Below are 16,443 nucleotides of genomic sequence, written 5' to 3'. Positions count from 1 at the left end.
AGGGTCAGCGCCGCCGCCTGCCAATCGCCCCCCGCGCCAGACAGAAAATCCGCGCCGCATAGGTGGGCGAAATCTGGGGCAGGGCGCGCATCCGGGCGCAGGCCTGATTTTCGGTGCCGTTCAGCAGGGAAATATCGAACCAGCGGCGGAAATAAACCGGTTCGGTCCGACCGGCGCGATCCAGCATTTCGGCGGCGCTGTCCAGCGCGCCAAGACCCAAAAGCGCGTCGATCCGCGCCAGAAACAGCGCGGTATCGCCCGCCGAATCATCGGGAGGATCAAGCTCGGCAATCAGCATGGATTTCAGCAAATCGCGCAGCGGCGCCAGATCGGGGGGCGTTTGGGCCGTCAGCAATTGTGCCAGTCTGCGCGATGATGTCGTGCCCCACAAATCAGACGGCAGCCCAAGACGGCGCGCGGGCACAAGGCCCACCGTATCGGGGTTGGGGCGGTCCAGCGGGCGCACGGTAACGGTTTCGGGCAAGGCAGAGGTGGCAATGTCATTGGCCGGGGGCGCGCGCCGGGGCAGGGCAACCGGCGCAGGCAAAATCACGCTGTCCGACAGCCAGTCAATGGCCGAAAGCGGTGCTTCGGACTGTGCCGCCACGGGCACACAAAAGGCCAGAATGGCACAGGCCTGACGGATAAGTTTAATTTGCATCCAGCGTCACAGGCACGGTCATATCGGTTTTCTCGGGCCGCATATCGCCCAGATAGGCGAAACCGGTCAGCCCGACAAAGCCGGCGATCGCAAGAAAAATCAACAGTTTCAGTAGCCGAATCATAAATGTTCCCTTCCCGGGGGCCTGCCAATTGCGGGCTCTGCGGCCCTTGTCCGGAATTATATATGGTCTTTCCGGCAATATCACGCCATTCAAGAGAAGAAAGCGAACCAATAAGCGGGACAATGCCGGGGTGCCATATCAACTGAGGAAAACGGTCGTTCTGGTCGGGATGATGGGCGCCGGGAAAACAGCCGTTGGAACGGCGCTGGCGCGCACGCTGGGCGTAACGTTTCGCGATTCGGATCACGAGTTGGAAACAGCGGCAGACCGCACCATCGCAGAAATTTTCACCCGCGACGGGGTCGAATTCTTTCGCGCCAAGGAAACCCAGGTGATTGAGCGGCTGTTGCAATCTGAACCCGGCATTCTTTCAACCGGTGGCGGAGCGTTTTTGGCAGAGCGCAACCGTGAAATGATCTCGCAGCACGGGGTGTCGGTCTGGCTGGACGCTGATGTGCGGCTGTTGTGGTCGCGGGTGCGTCACAAGGACACGCGCCCGCTTTTGCACACCCCCGATCCGTTCGGAACCCTGCAAGAGATATTCGCCACCCGGGTGCCTCTTTATCAACAGGCCGATCTGGCGGCGCAATGCGACGCGCGGTTTTCGATCGACGATATGGTGGGGCGGGTGATCGACATGCTGGCGACCCGTCCTGATGTGCTGACAAGGAAATGACAATGACAGTGGATGTACGGGTTGAACTGGGTGCGCGGGCCTATGATGTGCGGATCGGCGAGGGGCTGATCGCGACGGCGGGCGCCCATCTGGCGCCTTTGCTGCACCGCCCGCGCGTGGCCGTCCTGACCGATGAAAACGTCGCTGGCGCTCATCTTGAGTCCCTGCGCGCCGGGCTGGCTGCTTCGGGGATCGACATGGTGGCCCTGGCCCTGCCGGTGGGCGAATCCACCAAAGGCTGGCCACAGTTTACCCGCGCCGTCGAATGGTTGCTGGACCAACGGATCGAACGGCGCGATGTGGTGGTCGCCCTTGGCGGCGGCGTGATCGGCGATCTGGCGGGCTTTGCTGCGGCGGTGCTGCGCCGGGGGTGCGGTTTGTGCAAATCCCCACGTCGCTTTTGGCGCAGGTCGACAGTTCTGTCGGCGGCAAGACCGGAATCAACGCACCGCAAGGCAAGAACCTGATCGGGGCGTTTCATCAGCCGTCGCTGGTGCTGGCCGATATCACGGCGCTCGACACTTTGCCGGGGCGCGAACTGTTGTCGGGATACGGTGAGGTGGCGAAATACGGTATGCTTGGGGATGAAACGTTCTTTAGCTGGCTAGAGGAAAACGGCCCCGCCATTGCCGCCGGTGATCGCGCGCTGCGCGCCGAGGCGGTGCGCCGTTCGGTGCAGATGAAAGCCGACATTGTGGCGCGCGATGAAACCGAACAGGGTGAACGGGCGCTGCTGAACCTTGGCCACACGTTTTGTCATGCCCTGGAGGCCGCCACGGGGTTTTCCGACCGGCTGCTGCACGGCGAGGGCGTGGCCATCGGTTGCGCGCTGGCCTTTGAGGTATCGGCGCGCCTTGGTCTTTGCCCGCAAGAAGACCCAAGCCGCGTGCGCGCCCACCTGCGCGACATGGGCATGAAAACCAACCTGACGGATATTCCCGGCGATCTGCCCGACGCTGACGCTTTGATTGCCCTCATGGGGCAGGATAAAAAGGTGGTCGACGGGGCGCTGAATTTTGTCATGACCGGGCGGATCGGTCAGGCCTTCGTGACCGATCAGGTTGACGCCGAAGTGGTGCGCGACGTGTTGCGCGACGCGGCCCGGTAACACCGACGCATCCGGGGTGATGTGCCGCGCGCGGGGGCACCCGCGCGCCCTTGCGCGCGCAAATCATAGCGTGGCGCGCCTTGCGCGCCTCCGCTGGATCAGTCTCGGCTCAGAACGGGATTTCATCGTCCATGTCGTTGTTCGCCGGGCCGCCGCGCCCGCCGCGATCATTGCCACCGCCGCCGCCATAACCGCTGTCGCGGTCATCGGGGTAACCGCCGCTGTCGCCACCGCCGCCATAATTGCCGCCACCACCGCCGCCGCCATCGCGACCGTCAAGCATGGTCATCACACCGTCAAAACCTTGCAGCACCACTTCGGTTGAATACCGGTCCTGGCCCGATTGATCCTGCCATTTGCGGGTTTGCAGCTTGCCTTCAATGTAAACCTTTGCGCCCTTGCGCAGATATTGTTCGGCAATCCGCACCAGACCTTCCTGAAAGATCGCGACGCTGTGCCACTCCGTGCGCTCGCGCCGTTCACCGGTGTTGCGGTCTTTCCAGGTTTCCGACGTCGCGATACGCAGATTGCACACCTTGCCGCCGTTCTGAAACGTCCGCACTTCGGGATCGCGGCCCAGATTGCCGATCAGGATCACCTTGTTTACAGAACCCGCCATTGTCCGCACTCCTTCGATTCTCGGTCCGTCTTTGGTGTTAGCCTAGGGCGAACCCGGTTAACAGGCGCTAAAGCGGCCCGGGGCTGGAAAAGATCGCGCATTTGGGTATACTCGGCGAAAACAGCGGTAAGGTATTTTCATGATCGGCAAGGTAACGCTGTTCCTGGCGGCAGTTTCGGTTGCGCCCGCGTTGGGCTGGGCGGAGAATCTGTCCGTTTCCTCCAAGAACCGGCTGAAACTGTTTCAATCCCAGACAAGTGTTCTGGATGGCCGCGCCGCCAAGCAATATTCCAATTCTGCCCGGCTTAAACCCGAGCGGATCAAGATACCGGGGCGCAGCTCAAACGGCACGGCGCCTCGGTATACCGGCAAATACTCTGGCCCCTTTCTGAGCGTGGCCCGGGCCGCCGCACGCAAACACAATGTGCCCGAAGACCTGTTTTTGCGGTTGGTTCAGCGCGAATCCGGCTGGAACCCCAATGCCGTATCCCACAAGGGGGCCATCGGGCTGGCGCAGCTCATGCCGGAAACCGCGCGCAAGCTGCATGTCGATCCGAACATTCCGGGGCAGAATCTGGACGGCGGCGCGCGGTATCTGCGGCGCCAGTATGAAAAGTTCAATTCATGGCGGCTGGCCCTTGCGGCCTATAACGCCGGGCCGGGGGCCGTGGAAAAGCACGGTGGCGTGCCTCCCTACAAGGAAACCCGCAACTACGTTCTGGCCATCTGGGGCAGCTAGAAGCGCCTGTCGATCCGGTTCTTTTGTTATCGATCCGCGCGCCGGAAGGCCGAAGGTGTGTCGCCTGTCTGATGCTGAAACGCCCGGGTGAAATACGCGGCTGACCGAAACCCGAGAGAGGCGGCCACATCCTTGATCGGCAGGGCGGTATCACGCAGCATCTTGCGCGCTTCATAATGCACCCGATCCTGTAACAGGGCCGAGGCGTTGCGCCCGCAGGCCGCCTTGCAGCACCGCGACAGATGGGTTGCGGTCACGCCCAGGGCGGCGGCATAATCGGCCACGCCGCCACCCTTGCGAAAATCGCGTTCCAACAATGACGCAAAGGCCGCTGCCAGACGGTCACTGGCGCGATCCGCCGCCGGATCATGATCAAGCGCCTCTGGTCCGGCCTGTCGTTCCAGCCATACGGCAAGCAGGCCGGCGTGATGCACCAGCGCCCGTTCCATGGCGTCGGCGCCCAGTTCCAGTTCGCGCTGGATGTTTTCGATCTGAAACGCCATTTCGCTCTGATGCTGCGCGGCGCGCAGGCGCAGGTGCAGCGGTTCGGACGGGATTTCAATTTCGCTGATGCGTGGAAAAAACAGCGCGCTGCCCGACACCTGTGTCATCATTTCGAACCCGTGCATCGTGCCTGGGGGCAGCAGGATGGCGTTGTGCGGCCCATACCCCCGGGTGACGCCGGAAATCGTGATTCGCCCCTGTCCCCGGGTGAACCAATACAGAACCGGCGTGGAATAGCTGCGCATTGCTTCGGTGCGCCAGCGTCCCCCCTGTGCAAACCGCTGAAGCGGAACAAGACGGAACCCGGGCATGGGGATATCGGCGTTGGTCATGGCAGATCAGACCCTCGTTTTGGTGGTGGTATCTGGGTGTTGGCTGGCAGGCCCCCGAACCCCGGAAGGTCGGGGGAATCACCGGCTGAGTCAAACAGAACCTGCCCGAGCGGCGGATTTCAGTGCAACGCCGTATCCTGACCGGCAACAATCGGGTGCCAATCGCGCATCCGTTTGCGAAACCACGTCCGCTGACGTTTGGCATATTGCCGGGTGGCGATCACGGCAGCATCGCGCGCCTGATCCAATGTCATGTCACCGCGCAAGTGGGCGATCAGCTCGGGCGCGCCGATGGCGCGTGACGCGGGGCGGCGCGCGTCCCAGCCGGGCAGGTTGGCACGCACCTCGTCCAGCGCGCCCTGGTCCAGCATCAGATCGAAGCGCCGCTCAATCCGCGGGTTCAGCCAATGCACCGGCGCCTCAACCACCACGGCGAAACATTTGGCCAGCGGCAACAGGGGCGGCGGCGTGGCGTCCTGCCATGCGGCCAGCCCGCGCCCGGTGGTGGCCTGCACCTCCCACGCGCGCTGAATCCGGGCGGGATTTTGCCGATCTATCCGCGCGATGGTGGCCGGATCAAGCTGTGCAAGCAGGGCAGGGGCGCCGTCCTGCGCCATCATTGCATCGGCGATGGCGCGCACATCGGGCGGCGTCGGGGGATTTCGGCCAGCCCTTCGGTGAGGGCAGCGAAATTCAGCCCCGTTCCGCCAACGATAATCGGGCGCGCCCCCTCCAGCAACGCCGCAACCTCGCGCAGCCAGTGACCGGTGGAATAGGGCGCATTTCCCGGCACATGGCCATAAAGAGCATGGGGCGCGCGGGCCAGATCATGATCGTCGGGGCGGGCGGTCAGCACCCGCCAGTTGGCAAACACCTGCAAGGCGTCGGCGTTCACGATCACACCGCCCGCCTGTTGGGCAATCGCCAGTGCCAGCGCCGATTTGCCCGAGGCCGTCGGCCCGGCAATCAGCACCGGACGGTCGGCCCCCGCCTGTGCCATGATCGCTTTGTGCGTCACGTTACCCCCTATGGCGCATTGAAACCCGCCCGCTTTTGCGACATTTACACTGGCGATACAATCGGCGGCAACCACACGGGACGGGAACAGATGACAGAGGCTCAGGCAGGCGACGGCAAGGTGACATATAAACGGGTTCTGCTGAAAATCTCGGGCGAGGCCCTGATGGGGGAAACCGCCTTTGGCCTGCATCCCCCCACCGTGCAACGGATCGCTGCCGAGGTGAAATCGGTTCACGATCTCGGGGTTGAAATCGCCATGGTGATCGGGGGCGGCAACATCTTTCGCGGCTTGCAAGGCAGCGCGCAGGGAATGGAACGCACCACCGCCGATTACATGGGCATGCTGGCCACGGTGATGAACGCGCTGGCCATGCAAAGCGCGCTTGAGGAACTGGGCATCCACACGCGGGTGATTTCCGCCATTCCCATGGATCAGGTCTGTGAACCCTACATTCGCCGCCGCGCCGTGCGCCACCTTGAGAAAAAGCGGGTCTGCATTTTCGCCGCCGGCACCGGTAACCCCTATTTCACCACCGACACGGCGGCGACCCTGCGCGCCAATGAAATGGCCTGCGAGGCGATCTTCAAGGGCACCAAGGTGGACGGGATCTATGATATGGACCCGGTGAACAACCCGCAGGCGAAACGCTATGACCGGGTGAGCTATGACGAGGTGCTGCGCAAGAACCTCAAGGTGATGGATGCCAGCGCGATCGCACTGGCGCGGGACAACAAACTGCCCATCGTCGTGTTTTCATTGGATGAACCGGGGGGATTCCGGGGATTCTGGCCGGGAAAGGCACCTATACAATCGTACACGGTTAAAGGTATAAGAGCCAAAAGCACACGGCACAGGTGGCCGGTGCGAAAATGCACCCTGCGCCCGGGCGCAGGACGACATGAGGTAACGACATGGCAGACGACGATTTCGATCTTGATATTGATGACCTGAAACGCCGCATGGACGGCGCGATGGAGGCGTTGCGCCACGAATTCGCCTCGCTGCGCACGGGCCGCGCCTCGGCCAGCATGGTCGAACCGGTGATGGTTGACGCCTATGGGCAACTGACCCCGATCAATCAGGTGGGCACCATCAACGTGCCCGAACCGCGCATGGTGACGGTGACGGTCTGGGACAAGACCCTGATGGGCAAGACGGAAAAGGCGATCCGCGAATCCGGTCTGGGCATCAACCCGGTGATTGACGGCATGACCATCCGCCTGCCAATTCCCGAGCTGAACGAAGAGCGCCGCGCGCAACTGGCCAAGGTGGCCGGTGGGCGGGCCGAGGATGCCCGCGTTGCCATCCGCAACGTGCGCCGCGATGGCATGGACCAGCTTAAAAAGATGAAGGCCAACGGCATGTCCGAGGATGACCACAAGGTGTGGTCGACCGAGGTGCAGGATCTGACGGACGCAGGTATCGCCAAGATCGACGCGGTGCTGGCGACCAAACAAGAAGAGATCATGCAGGTCTGAGCGGCCCGGCGCCGTGAAACCCTGCGCTGTCCGCTTCCGTGTATTCGGTGTGCAACCGACAGCACCGACCATGAAGGAGAGCCACACATGAGCAGCAAGACCGACGATCAGGATCAACGGACCGGGCCGCGCCATGTTGCGATCATCATGGATGGCAATGGCCGGTGGGCGCAGGGGCGGGGCAAGCCGCGCCTGTTCGGCCATCACGCGGGCGTCAAGCGGGTCAAGGAAATCGTGCGCGCCTGCCCGGATCATGATGTGCAATACCTGACAGTTTTTGCCTTCAGCACTGAAAACTGGAAACGCACCCAGGCCGAGGTTTCGGGCCTGATGAAGTTGTTCCGCCGCTATATCGCCTCCGAGGCGCGCGACCTGCTGGCCGAAGGCGTGCGCGTGCGGTTCATTGGCGACCGGCTGCAATTGGATGCAAAGCTGCGCAAGGTCATGGACGAAATCGAGCTGCTGACCAGCGGCAATGACCGGGTACATCTGACCGTGGCGCTGAATTATGGCGGGCGCGATGAATTGGGCCGGGCCACGAAGCGTCTGGCGCGCGAGGTGGCCGAGGGGCGCCTTTCGCACGATGCGGTGGATGAAACCACCTTGGCGCGGTTTCTTGATACCTGTTTCCTGCCCGATCCCGATCTGGTGATCCGCACCAGCGGCGAGGCGCGGATTTCCAACTTCCTGCTGTGGCAATCGGCCTATGCGGAATATGAATTCGTCAACACGCTTTGGCCCGACTTTGATTCCGTTGAATTTGGCCGGGTTCTGGCGGAATATGGCAAACGCGAGCGCCGCTTTGGGGCCGTTCCTGCATGACGGCCAAGCCGGGTCAGTGGGACGACCTGATCGTCCGGGTCGCCTCGGGCGCCTGTATTGCGGCGGTCGGGTTGATCTGTGTCTGGGTCGGGGGCTGGCTGTTTCTGGCGCTTACCGTCATCGTATCCGCCATCATGGTGTGGGAACTGGCGCGGATGGTTGACCCTGACGCCCCCGCGATCATGCTTGCCGGGGTGGCTGGCCTCGCGCTGTTGATCGCCGATCTGGTGGCGCCCGGTTTTGCCCTGCCGCTGGTGCTGGCGCCTGCCTTTGTGGGGTTTGGCCTGTTGCAGCACCGCCGGGTGACATTTGCCCTGTTTACCATCATGATCCTGCTGTCCGGCTTTGGCCTGTTCGTCTTGCGGGCCGATTTCGGATTTGTCTGGATGCTGTGGCTGGTTCTGCTGGTCGCCTGCACCGATATTGCCGGGTATTTTGCCGGGCGTTTCATTGGCGGGCCAAAATTCTGGCCCCGTGTCAGCCCCAAGAAAACATGGTCGGGCACGATTGCCGGCTGGATCGCGGCGGCCATCATCGGCGCGGTGTTCATGGGTGTAACCGGCGCGGATGCGCAACTTATCGGCATTACCGTGGCCCTGTCCATGGCCAGCCAGATGGGCGATGTTGCCGAAAGCGCGGTCAAGCGGCGGGTCGGGGTCAAGGACAGTTCCAACCTTTTGCCGGGGCATGGCGGGCTGTTCGACCGGTTTGACGGCATGTTGGGCGCGTCGGTGGTTTTCCTGCTGGTGGAACGGCTGGTCGATTTCCCGCCGGGGGTGTTATGAGCCGACGCAGGGTTTCGGTTTTCGGCGCGACGGGATCAATCGGCGGCAACACTCTCGATCTGATCGGGCGCGAATGTGCGGCCTATGATGTGGTTGCGCTCAGCGGCGGGCGGAACGTGGCGCGGCTGGCCGAACTGGCCCGTCTGCACAACGCCGAAATTGCCGTGACCGCCTTTGAGGAGTGTTTGCCCGCGCTGCGCGATCACTTGTCCGGCACCACGATCACCTGCGCCGCCGGGGCCGACGCGATCATTGAGGCCGCCACGCGCCCTGCCGATTGGGTGATGTCGGCCATTGTCGGGGCGGCGGGGCTGGCGCCGGGGATGGCGGCGCTGAAACAGGGCACGACACTGGCGCTGGCCAACAAGGAATCCCTCGTCACTGCGGGGCCGTTGCTGATGCAGACGGCGCGTGATCACGGGGCGACAATCCTGCCCGTGGACAGCGAACATTCCGCCGTTTTTCAAGGGCTGGTGGGCGAAGACATCGCCACGATTGAGCGGATCATCATCACCGCCAGCGGCGGGGCCTTTCGCGATTGGCCGATAAAGGATCTGGCCCGCGCGACACCTGCGCAGGCCTCGAACCACCCGAACTGGGACATGGGCCAAAGAATTACCATCGACAGCGCCAGCATGTTTAACAAGGCGCTGGAACTTATTGAAACGCATGAATTCTTTGGCGTTCCACCTGAGAAGATCGAAACCCTCATCCACCCGGAATCGATGATTCATGCCATGGTCGGGTTTGTCGATGGCGGGTTGCTGGCCCATGTGGGGCCGCCGGATATGCGCCACGCCATCGGTTTTGCGCTGCACTGGCCGCGGCGCCGGGCGTTGCCGGTGCAGCGGCTGGATTTTGCCGCACTGGGGCAATTCACATTCCGCGCCCCCGATGACGCGCGATACCCGGCCCTGCGCCTGGCGCGCGAGGTGATGCAGGCGGGCGGGCTGGCCGGGGCGGTGTTCAACGGCGCCAAGGAACGCGCGCTGGATGCGTTTATCGCGGGGGAACTGGGGTTTCTTGATATGGCCGCCGTGGTTGAACAAACCTTGGCGCGACTGGCCGGTGACAGCCTGCTATCGGGCGAGATGACCCTTGATACTGTGGCACAAACAGACCATCTGGCGCGGGTAAGGGCGGGCGAAGCGATCCGCGAAAGACAAAACAAAGAGCAGGACTAACCCATGGACCTTGTCGGACTGATCCCGTCTTTCGGCAGCTTTTTCTATTCGATACTGGCCTTTATTGTCGCCCTTTCAGTGATCGTGGCGGTGCATGAATACGGCCATTACATCGTCGGGCGCTGGTCGGGCATTCATGCCGATGTGTTCTCTTTGGGCTTTGGCCCGATCCTGTATTCCCGGCGCGACAAGCGCGGCACCCAGTGGCAGATCGCGGCCTTGCCCTTTGGCGGCTATGTGAAATTCGCCGGGGATGCCGATGCCGCCAGCGTTGAAAACACAGATGTGTCGCACCTGAGCGCGGCCGAAAGGCGCCACACCATGGCGGGGGCGCCGCTTTGGGCGCGGGCGGCCACGGTTGCGGCGGGGCCGGTGTTCAACTTTTTGTTTTCCATTGCAATTTTCACTGTGGTGATGATGTTTCGCGGAGTCGCGAGCGAGCCCGCTGACCGTGGATGAAATCACCCCCTTCCGGCGGGGGTGCAGGAATTGCGCGCGGGCGATGAAATTCTGTCTATTGCGGGGCTGACCACGCCCAAACTGGCCGATATGGACGATTTCATCAGAAAACTGCCCCTTGCGCCCAGTCTTGACTATACCGTGATGCGCGATGGTCAGAGCCTGACAGTGGAAGGTCCGCACCCGTATCCGCCGCTGATCAGCGGTGTGAACCTGCAATCCTCGGCCATGGATGCCGGGCTGAAAATCGGTGACGTGATTACGTCGGTGGATGGCAAGCCGGTCTTTGCCTTTGATCAGCTTCCCGCATTGGTGGCGGCGGCCAAGGGCACGCCCCTGGATCTCAAGGTCTGGAGCGATGGCCCCAATGGCGGGACAACCCGTGACGTGGTTCTGTCGCCCCGCTCTGTCGATCTGCCCGTGGCCGGTGGCGGGTTTGAAACCCGCTGGCTGATCGGGATTTCAGGTGGTCTGTTCTTTACCCCGCGCACCGAATCCCTTGGGCCGTTTGCCGCCTTGGGGCAGGCGGCGTCGCAAACCCTGTTCATTGCACAATCTTCGGTGTCGGGCTTGTATCACATGGCGGTGGGGGCGATTTCATCCTGCGGCTTGCAGGGGCCGATCGGCATTGCACAGACCAGCGGCGCGGCGGCATCGCAGGGGGGCTGACGTTTATCTGGTTCATTGCGGTGCTGTCCACTGCCGTTGGCCTGTTGAACCTGTTTCCGATTCCGGTGCTGGATGGCGGGCATCTGGTGTTTCACGCCTATGAGGCGGTGTTTGGCAAACCGCCCAGCGACGGCGCGCTCAGGGTGATGATGTTCATCGGGCTGGCCTTGCTGGGAACGCTGATGGTGTTTGCCCTGACCAACGATATTTTCTGTCCCTGAGGGGGTAAAGCGCTGGTCAGGTCCAATTTACGCCACAATCGCGGGGTAAAGGTGTGGATACCCTGAACACCATCCGCCCCAAGTGAGCCAGACCATGCAACATATCCAAGCCAGCGCCCGCAGTATCTCTCTTTTGGTTGATCTGAACCTTGATCGGCTGATCTATTTCGGCGCCATCGCCGTGGCGCTGATGGCCGCGGCCTATATCGGCACCTATTAAGGCGCGTTAACCCAACATATATGTATTTTGGGCCCGGACCGCATAAATAAGCGGTTCCGGGCCTTTGTGCGTTTTGACAAGTCCGGCCAATCCCGATAGCACAGTCGCACTGGAGTCTGCATCGGATTGGGGCATATGGGCAACGTGACAACAGGCGATCGCCGCCGGATACAAACGACGATGGCAACCTGTCTGCGTGGTATTGTTTTCTTTCTTTGTTTTTCGGCGTTTGGGGCGTTTTTCGCATCAGATGCCGCTGCACAGTCGTTTCGCTTTAACGCGGTGACGATCGAGGGAAACGAACGGGTCGAACCTGGCACGATCCTGTCATACGCGGGAATCGGGCGCGGCGAGACGGTCAGCGCCGGCGCGTTGAACGATTCCTATCAGCGGATCGTCAATTCGGGCCTGTTTGAAACCGTCGAACTGGTGCCCAGTGGGTCAACTCTGGTGATCCGGGTCAAGGAATGGCCGACGATCAACCGCATCAACGTGGAAGGCAACGTCAGAATCAAGGACGACGCGCTGAATCCGCTGATCAAATCCCAGGCGCGCCGGGTCTATAACCCCAGCATCGCCGAACAGGATGCCGCCGCCATCGCCGGAATGTACGAAGCGCGGGGCCGTCTGGCCGCCACCGTGACGCCCAAGATCATCCGCCGTTCAAACAACCGCGTCGATCTGGTGTTCGAGGTGGTCGAAGGCAAGGTGGTTGAAATCGAACGCCTGTCATTCGTTGGCAACCGCGACTTTTCGGATCGCCGTCTGCGCCGGGTGCTTGATACCAAACAGGCCGGTTTCCTGCGTCAGTTGATCCAGCGTGATACCTTTGTGGCCGACCGTCTTGAACTCGACAAACAATTGCTGCGCGATTTCTATACCTCGCGCGGCTATGTGGATTTCCAGACCCTTAGCGTGAACAGCGAATTTTCCCGGGAACGCAACGCGTTTTTCCTGACCTTCACCGTGCAGGAAGGGCAGCGGTTCCAGTTTGGCAATATCACAGCCTCCAGCGATCTGCCCGGTGTCGATGCCCAGGAATTTCTGGCGGTAACGAAAACCCGCGCCGGTCAAACCTATTCGCCGCTGTCCATCGAGAATGACATCAACAGGATGGAACGTCTGGCCACGCGCAAGGGGCTGTCGTTTGTGCGGGTCAATCCCAAGGTGGACCGCGACGACCGCAACCTGATCCTGAACGTTGATTACGTGATCGAACGCGGCCCCCGGGTTTTCGTCGAGCGGATCGATATCGAAGGCAACGCCACAACCCTTGACCGGGTGATCCGGCGCCAGTTTGACGTGGTCGAAGGCGATCCGTTCAACCCCCGTCAGATCCGTCAGGCGGCTGAACGTATTCGCGCCCTCGGCTTTTTCGCCAATGCCGATGTGAAAACCAGCGAAGGCAGCAACCCCGATCAGGTGGTCGTTGATGTGGATGTGGAAGAACAACCCACGGGCAACCTGTCGTTCGGAGGCAGCTATTCCGCCGACACGGGCCCGGGCATCAACGTTTCATTCGCCGAGCGGAACTTTCTTGGCCGGGGTCAAACCCTGAGTTTTGCGGTGTCGTCAGGAACGGATTCAACCAGTTCGAATTTCACGTTCGTCGAACCGGCTCTGTTGGGGCGTGATCTGAAATTCTCGTTCCGGGCGTTCTATTCGGTGACGGAACAGGAAAACTCGTTCTATGACACCCGCGTCGTAGGGTTTTCGCCGTCAGTGGAATTTCCGGTGTCTGAAAACAGCAGGCTTGCGCTGCGGTATTCGCTCTCGAAGGACACGATCCTGAATGTCGATTTTGACAGCTCCCGCATTCTCAAGGCCGAGGCCGGGTCGCTTTTTACCAGCGCCCTTGGCTATACGTTCAGCTATGACACCCGGCGCACGGGGTTGAACCCGAATTCCGGTGTCTTGTTGCAGTTCGGTCAGGATTTTGCAGGCTTGGGCGGTGATACCCAATATATCAAGACCTCGGCCCTGGCCATCGCCCAGACCAAGGTAATGAACGAGGAAGTGACCCTGCGCGCCACTGTTGAAGGCGGGGCGATCAACCCGCTTTCCGGCACGTCGACGCGGTTGACTGATCGGTTTTTCCTTGGCCCCAATCAGCTTCGCGGATTTGAATCCAAAGGCACCGGGCCGCGCGATCTGAACGCTCCTAACCAAGACGCCCTTGGCGGTAACTTTTACGCCGCAGCCCGGTTTGAGGCCGAATTCCCACTGGGGATCCCCGAAGAATACGGCATCTCGGGCGGTGCTTTCGTTGATGTCGGTTCGGTCTGGGGGCTGGATAACACGTCGGGGGCCAATGGCATTACGGTGGATGACGCCGCCGCACTGCGCGCCTCTGTCGGCCTGTCGCTGTTTTGGAATACGCCCATCGGCCCGCTGCGGTTCAACTTTTCCAAGCCTCTGAAAAAAGAGAGCTATGACAAGGTGCAGAATTTCAACCTGACGATCTCGACCGAGTTCTGATATGGCGCCAGGGGCGGTGATCCGGGCGTTTGTCGTGGCGCTGGCCCTGGGGTTGACGGGCGTACCTGCCGTGGCGCAGGACGCCGGGTCATTGCTCATTCTGGATCAGGAGGAGTTGTTCCTGCGCTCGCAGTTTGGCCAGCGTATGCGCGCCGACATCGCCCGTTCTTCACGCGAACTGGCCGCCGAAAACCGCCGGATCGAGGCAGAGCTGGTGGCCGAAGAACAGGATCTGACCGATCAGCGCGCCACCTTGCCGATGGATGAATTCCGCGCCAAGGCCAAGGCATTCGACCAAAAGGTCACCGCGCTGCGCGCCGAGCAGGATGCCAAATCACGGGCGATTTCAGGGGCCACCGACGAGGCGCAACAGCGGTTCTTTGGCCGGGTTGCGACAATCCTGTCGCAGATCATGCGTGAACGCGGCGCCGTGGCCATTCTGGATCAGCGGGTCGTGTTCCTGTCGGCGGATGTGATCGACATCACCGATGTGGCGATCAGCCGGATTGATGCGGCCTTGGGCGATGGCACCGACACACCACCAGGTGATGCCGCCCCGGCGCCAAGCGCGGATCCGGAACCGGCGCCTGCTCAGGAATAGCGCGGGCTCGCTTGCGGGGCCGCGCGCCAGTTGCTAGTCAGGGATCAAAGCCAAAGGATGCCCCGATGAGTGACAAGACAAGCGCCGACATTCACCTGATCCAGCGGATCATCCCCCATCGTTATCCGTTCCTGCTGGTGGACAAGCTGCGCGATATTGACGGGTCGCAAAGTGCGGTGGGCATCAAGAATGTCACCATGAACGAGCCGCATTTTCAGGGCCATTTCCCCGGCACCCCAATCATGCCCGGTGTCACCATCGTCGAGGCCATGGCCCAGACCGCGGCGGTTATGGTGGGCGTCGACATGGATTTGGCCGACAAGAATTTCCTTGTTTATTTCATGGCCATCGAAAGCGCCAAGTTCCGCCGCAAGGTCATTCCGGGCGATGTTCTTGAAATGCACATCACCACCAAACGGGGTGGTGGCAAGGTGTGGAAATTCCACGGGCGTGCCACGGTTGACGGCGAATTGGCCTGCGAGGCCGAATTTACCGCGATGATGGACCTGCCCAGGTGAGCATTGACCCAACAGCGCGGATTCACCCCTCGGCGGTGATCGAGGACGGGGCGGTGATTGGGGCAGGGGTTGAGATCGGGCCATTCTGCGTGATCGGACCAGACGTGCATCTGTCCGAGGGCTGTCGTGTCAAAAGTCACGCCATCGTGACGGGAAACACCACAATCGGGGCCGATAGCACGATCTTTTCCTTCGCCAGCGTCGGCGAAATTCCGCAGGATCTGAAATTTTCCGGCGAACAGACCCGGCTTGAAATTGGCGCCCGCTGTCGGATTCGCGAACATGTAACCATGAACACCGGCACCGATGGTGGCGGCGGTGTGACCCGGGTGGGCGATGATTGCCTGTTCATGGCCGGCGCCCATGTGGCCCATGACGCCAAGGTGGGGAACCGGGTGATCATGGTCAATAATTCGGCATTGGCGGGGCATTGCGTGGTTGGTGATGATGTCATCATCGGCGGGCTGTCGGGCATCCATCAATGGGTGCGCATTGGTCAGGGCGCGATCATCGGCGCCGTGACCATGGTGACGCATGACGTGATCCCCCATGCTCTGGTACAAGGGCCAAGGGGCGAGTTGGACGGGCTGAACCTTGTGGGGCTGAAACGCAAAGGTGTCAGCCGCACCGATATTACCGCCCTGCGCGCCGCCTTTCAGATGTTGAAACAGGGTGACGGCGCCTTTCAGGATCGCGCCCGCCGGTTGGGGGACGAAACCGAAAGCGCCTATGTGCGCAGTATTGTCGATTTCATCACCGCCGACAGTGATCGCGGCTTTCTGACCCCGTCATGAGCCTGTGTCTGATCGCAGGGCAGGGGCACCTGCCCGGGGTGCTGTTGCAGCGGCTTGAAAGGCAGGGCGAAGCGGTGCTGCTGGCCCGGCTTGAAGGAGAGGGCGAAAGCGGGGGCGGGATGTTGTATCTTTCCGCATCGAAACCCTTGGCACGCTGATTGAAACCCTGCGCGCCCGGGGCGTCACCCGCGCCTGCTTTGCCGGGGCGATCCGCCGCCCGGTGATTGACCCGTCGCGTATTGATGCCGCGACTCTACCTCTTGTGCCACGTTTGATGGCGGCGCTGGGGCAGGGCGATGACGGGGCGCTGCGCGTCGTTCTGGCGCTGTTCGAAGAGGCGGGTATCGCCATCGTCGCCGCCCATGATCTGATTCCCGAACTGGTGGCCGAGGCGGGCATACTGACCCGCGCCACCCCCGGCGATCAGGCC

Annotated in this window: 17 protein-coding genes and 5 pseudogenes; 17 read left to right on the top strand and 5 right to left on the bottom strand. The window is 61.7% G+C overall.

What is annotated here, in order from left to right; translation table 11 throughout:
- Positions 1-4: 4 nt before the first annotated feature.
- Together AC0L7P_RS11975 and AC0L7P_RS11970 are read right to left on the bottom strand one after the other, a co-directional pair.
- The gene (locus AC0L7P_RS11975; protein WP_473432979.1) at positions 5-661 is read right to left on the bottom strand and encodes a hypothetical protein; all 657 of its coding nucleotides are present in this window, start codon (positions 659-661) and stop codon (positions 5-7) included.
- Complete coding sequence (locus AC0L7P_RS11970; RefSeq protein ID WP_473432978.1) at positions 651-785, bottom strand: hypothetical protein; 135 nt, start codon at positions 783-785, stop codon at positions 651-653. The genes AC0L7P_RS11975 and AC0L7P_RS11970 overlap by 11 nt, the downstream gene beginning before the upstream one ends.
- A 79-nt stretch (positions 786-864) precedes the next feature.
- On the opposite strand from AC0L7P_RS11970, the gene AC0L7P_RS11965 reads away from it, so the two are divergent.
- The 3 genes and pseudogenes from AC0L7P_RS11965 (at position 865) to AC0L7P_RS11955 (ending at position 2,569) form a co-directional block, all read left to right on the top strand.
- The gene (locus AC0L7P_RS11965; protein WP_473435450.1) at positions 865-1,461 is read left to right on the top strand and encodes a shikimate kinase; all 597 of its coding nucleotides are present in this window, start codon (positions 865-867) and stop codon (positions 1,459-1,461) included.
- Positions 1,458-1,942, top strand: a pseudogene (locus tag AC0L7P_RS11960) (iron-containing alcohol dehydrogenase); the annotation flags it as partial. The gene AC0L7P_RS11965 and the pseudogene AC0L7P_RS11960, both read left to right, overlap by 4 nt.
- Before the next feature lie 93 nt (positions 1,943-2,035).
- Complete coding sequence (locus AC0L7P_RS11955) at positions 2,036-2,569, top strand: 3-dehydroquinate synthase family protein (protein ID WP_473435449.1); 534 nt, start codon at positions 2,036-2,038, stop codon at positions 2,567-2,569.
- Between the two features lie 109 nt (positions 2,570-2,678).
- On the opposite strand, the gene ssb is transcribed toward AC0L7P_RS11955, so the two are convergent.
- Positions 2,679-3,188 (bottom strand): single-stranded DNA-binding protein, encoded by a 510-nt coding sequence (gene ssb / locus AC0L7P_RS11950; RefSeq protein ID WP_473432977.1) that lies wholly within the window; start codon positions 3,186-3,188, stop codon positions 2,679-2,681.
- A 139-nt stretch (positions 3,189-3,327) separates the two neighbouring features.
- Here ssb and AC0L7P_RS11945 point away from each other — a divergent pair, with 139 nt between their 5' ends.
- Positions 3,328-3,927, top strand: coding sequence for a lytic transglycosylase domain-containing protein (locus AC0L7P_RS11945; RefSeq protein ID WP_473432976.1), 600 nt, complete (start codon positions 3,328-3,330; stop codon positions 3,925-3,927).
- Between the two features lie 26 nt (positions 3,928-3,953).
- On the opposite strand, the gene AC0L7P_RS11940 is transcribed toward AC0L7P_RS11945, so the two are convergent.
- Both AC0L7P_RS11940 and miaA read right to left on the bottom strand, forming a co-directional pair.
- Positions 3,954-4,763 (bottom strand): helix-turn-helix transcriptional regulator, encoded by an 810-nt coding sequence (locus AC0L7P_RS11940; RefSeq protein ID WP_473432975.1) that lies wholly within the window; start codon positions 4,761-4,763, stop codon positions 3,954-3,956.
- Positions 4,764-4,882: 119 nt separating this feature from the next.
- A pseudogene (gene miaA, locus AC0L7P_RS11935) lies at positions 4,883-5,763 on the bottom strand (tRNA (adenosine(37)-N6)-dimethylallyltransferase MiaA).
- A gap of 108 nt (positions 5,764-5,871) precedes the next feature.
- Between miaA and pyrH the strand changes: the two are divergent.
- The 13 genes and pseudogenes from pyrH to AC0L7P_RS11870 all read left to right on the top strand — a co-directional run.
- A pseudogene (gene pyrH, locus AC0L7P_RS11930) lies at positions 5,872-6,608 on the top strand (UMP kinase).
- A gap of 87 nt (positions 6,609-6,695) precedes the next feature.
- On the top strand, positions 6,696-7,262 hold the full coding sequence (frr, locus tag AC0L7P_RS11925) for a ribosome recycling factor (RefSeq protein ID WP_473432974.1): 567 nt from the start codon (positions 6,696-6,698) through the stop codon (positions 7,260-7,262).
- Between the two features lie 87 nt (positions 7,263-7,349).
- Positions 7,350-8,084 (top strand): polyprenyl diphosphate synthase, encoded by a 735-nt coding sequence (gene uppS / locus AC0L7P_RS11920; protein ID WP_473432973.1) that lies wholly within the window; start codon positions 7,350-7,352, stop codon positions 8,082-8,084.
- Positions 8,081-8,869: a phosphatidate cytidylyltransferase gene (locus AC0L7P_RS11915; protein WP_473432972.1), complete on the top strand. Its 789-nt coding sequence runs from the start codon at positions 8,081-8,083 to the stop codon at positions 8,867-8,869. Before uppS ends, AC0L7P_RS11915 begins: the two co-directional genes overlap by 4 nt.
- Positions 8,866-10,053 carry a 1-deoxy-D-xylulose-5-phosphate reductoisomerase gene (dxr, locus tag AC0L7P_RS11910; RefSeq protein ID WP_473432971.1) on the top strand — a complete coding sequence of 396 codons (1,188 nt, stop codon included), beginning with the start codon at positions 8,866-8,868 and terminating at the stop codon, positions 10,051-10,053. The genes AC0L7P_RS11915 and dxr overlap by 4 nt, the downstream gene beginning before the upstream one ends.
- Before the next feature lie 3 nt (positions 10,054-10,056).
- Positions 10,057-11,402: pseudogene (rseP, locus tag AC0L7P_RS11905) on the top strand (RIP metalloprotease RseP).
- Between the two features lie 94 nt (positions 11,403-11,496).
- Positions 11,497-11,622, top strand: a complete 126-nt coding sequence (locus AC0L7P_RS11900) for a hypothetical protein (protein ID WP_473432970.1) — start codon at positions 11,497-11,499, stop codon at positions 11,620-11,622.
- Between the two features lie 180 nt (positions 11,623-11,802).
- Positions 11,803-14,100, top strand: coding sequence for an outer membrane protein assembly factor BamA (gene bamA, locus AC0L7P_RS11895; RefSeq protein WP_473432969.1), 2,298 nt, complete (start codon positions 11,803-11,805; stop codon positions 14,098-14,100).
- Between the two features lies 1 nt (position 14,101).
- The gene (locus tag AC0L7P_RS11890; RefSeq protein WP_473432968.1) at positions 14,102-14,701 is read left to right on the top strand and encodes an OmpH/Skp family outer membrane protein; all 600 of its coding nucleotides are present in this window, start codon (positions 14,102-14,104) and stop codon (positions 14,699-14,701) included.
- Between the two features lie 65 nt (positions 14,702-14,766).
- The gene (fabZ, locus tag AC0L7P_RS11885; RefSeq protein WP_473432967.1) at positions 14,767-15,219 is read left to right on the top strand and encodes a 3-hydroxyacyl-ACP dehydratase FabZ; all 453 of its coding nucleotides are present in this window, start codon (positions 14,767-14,769) and stop codon (positions 15,217-15,219) included.
- Complete coding sequence (gene lpxA / locus AC0L7P_RS11880) at positions 15,216-16,013, top strand: acyl-ACP--UDP-N-acetylglucosamine O-acyltransferase (protein WP_473432966.1); 798 nt, start codon at positions 15,216-15,218, stop codon at positions 16,011-16,013. Before fabZ ends, lpxA begins: the two co-directional genes overlap by 4 nt.
- Complete coding sequence (locus tag AC0L7P_RS11875) at positions 16,010-16,171, top strand: hypothetical protein (protein ID WP_473432965.1); 162 nt, start codon at positions 16,010-16,012, stop codon at positions 16,169-16,171. Before lpxA ends, AC0L7P_RS11875 begins: the two co-directional genes overlap by 4 nt.
- Positions 16,150-16,335 (top strand): annotated as a pseudogene (locus AC0L7P_RS11870) (LpxI family protein); the annotation flags it as partial. The gene AC0L7P_RS11875 and the pseudogene AC0L7P_RS11870, both read left to right, overlap by 22 nt.
- Positions 16,336-16,443 lie beyond the last annotated feature (108 nt).

The sequence above is a fragment of the Oceaniglobus sp. K40-3 genome, assembly GCF_055808395.1.
The sequence above is the reverse complement of the archived record's forward strand: the minus strand, read 5'-3'. Positions and strand labels throughout refer to the sequence as shown.

What these genes read in the sequence shown, in the direction of transcription:
- AC0L7P_RS11975 (WP_473432979.1), bottom strand. Translation starts at nt 661, where the DNA reads ATGCAAATTAAACTTATCCGTCAGGCCTGTGCCATTCTGGCCTTTTGT.
- AC0L7P_RS11970 (WP_473432978.1), bottom strand. Translation starts at nt 785, where the DNA reads ATGATTCGGCTACTGAAACTGTTGATTTTTCTTGCGATCGCCGGCTTT.
- AC0L7P_RS11955 (WP_473435449.1), top strand. Translation starts at nt 2,036, where the DNA reads ATGCTTGGGGATGAAACGTTCTTTAGCTGGCTAGAGGAAAACGGCCCC.
- ssb (WP_473432977.1), bottom strand. Translation starts at nt 3,188, where the DNA reads ATGGCGGGTTCTGTAAACAAGGTGATCCTGATCGGCAATCTGGGCCGC.
- AC0L7P_RS11945 (WP_473432976.1), top strand. Translation starts at nt 3,328, where the DNA reads ATGATCGGCAAGGTAACGCTGTTCCTGGCGGCAGTTTCGGTTGCGCCC.
- AC0L7P_RS11940 (WP_473432975.1), bottom strand. Translation starts at nt 4,763, where the DNA reads ATGACCAACGCCGATATCCCCATGCCCGGGTTCCGTCTTGTTCCGCTT.
- frr (WP_473432974.1), top strand. Translation starts at nt 6,696, where the DNA reads ATGGCAGACGACGATTTCGATCTTGATATTGATGACCTGAAACGCCGC.
- uppS (WP_473432973.1), top strand. Translation starts at nt 7,350, where the DNA reads ATGAGCAGCAAGACCGACGATCAGGATCAACGGACCGGGCCGCGCCAT.
- AC0L7P_RS11915 (WP_473432972.1), top strand. Translation starts at nt 8,081, where the DNA reads ATGACGGCCAAGCCGGGTCAGTGGGACGACCTGATCGTCCGGGTCGCC.
- dxr (WP_473432971.1), top strand. Translation starts at nt 8,866, where the DNA reads ATGAGCCGACGCAGGGTTTCGGTTTTCGGCGCGACGGGATCAATCGGC.
- AC0L7P_RS11900 (WP_473432970.1), top strand. Translation starts at nt 11,497, where the DNA reads ATGCAACATATCCAAGCCAGCGCCCGCAGTATCTCTCTTTTGGTTGAT.
- bamA (WP_473432969.1), top strand. Translation starts at nt 11,803, where the DNA reads ATGGCAACCTGTCTGCGTGGTATTGTTTTCTTTCTTTGTTTTTCGGCG.
- AC0L7P_RS11890 (WP_473432968.1), top strand. Translation starts at nt 14,102, where the DNA reads ATGGCGCCAGGGGCGGTGATCCGGGCGTTTGTCGTGGCGCTGGCCCTG.
- fabZ (WP_473432967.1), top strand. Translation starts at nt 14,767, where the DNA reads ATGAGTGACAAGACAAGCGCCGACATTCACCTGATCCAGCGGATCATC.
- AC0L7P_RS11875 (WP_473432965.1), top strand. Translation starts at nt 16,010, where the DNA reads ATGAGCCTGTGTCTGATCGCAGGGCAGGGGCACCTGCCCGGGGTGCTG.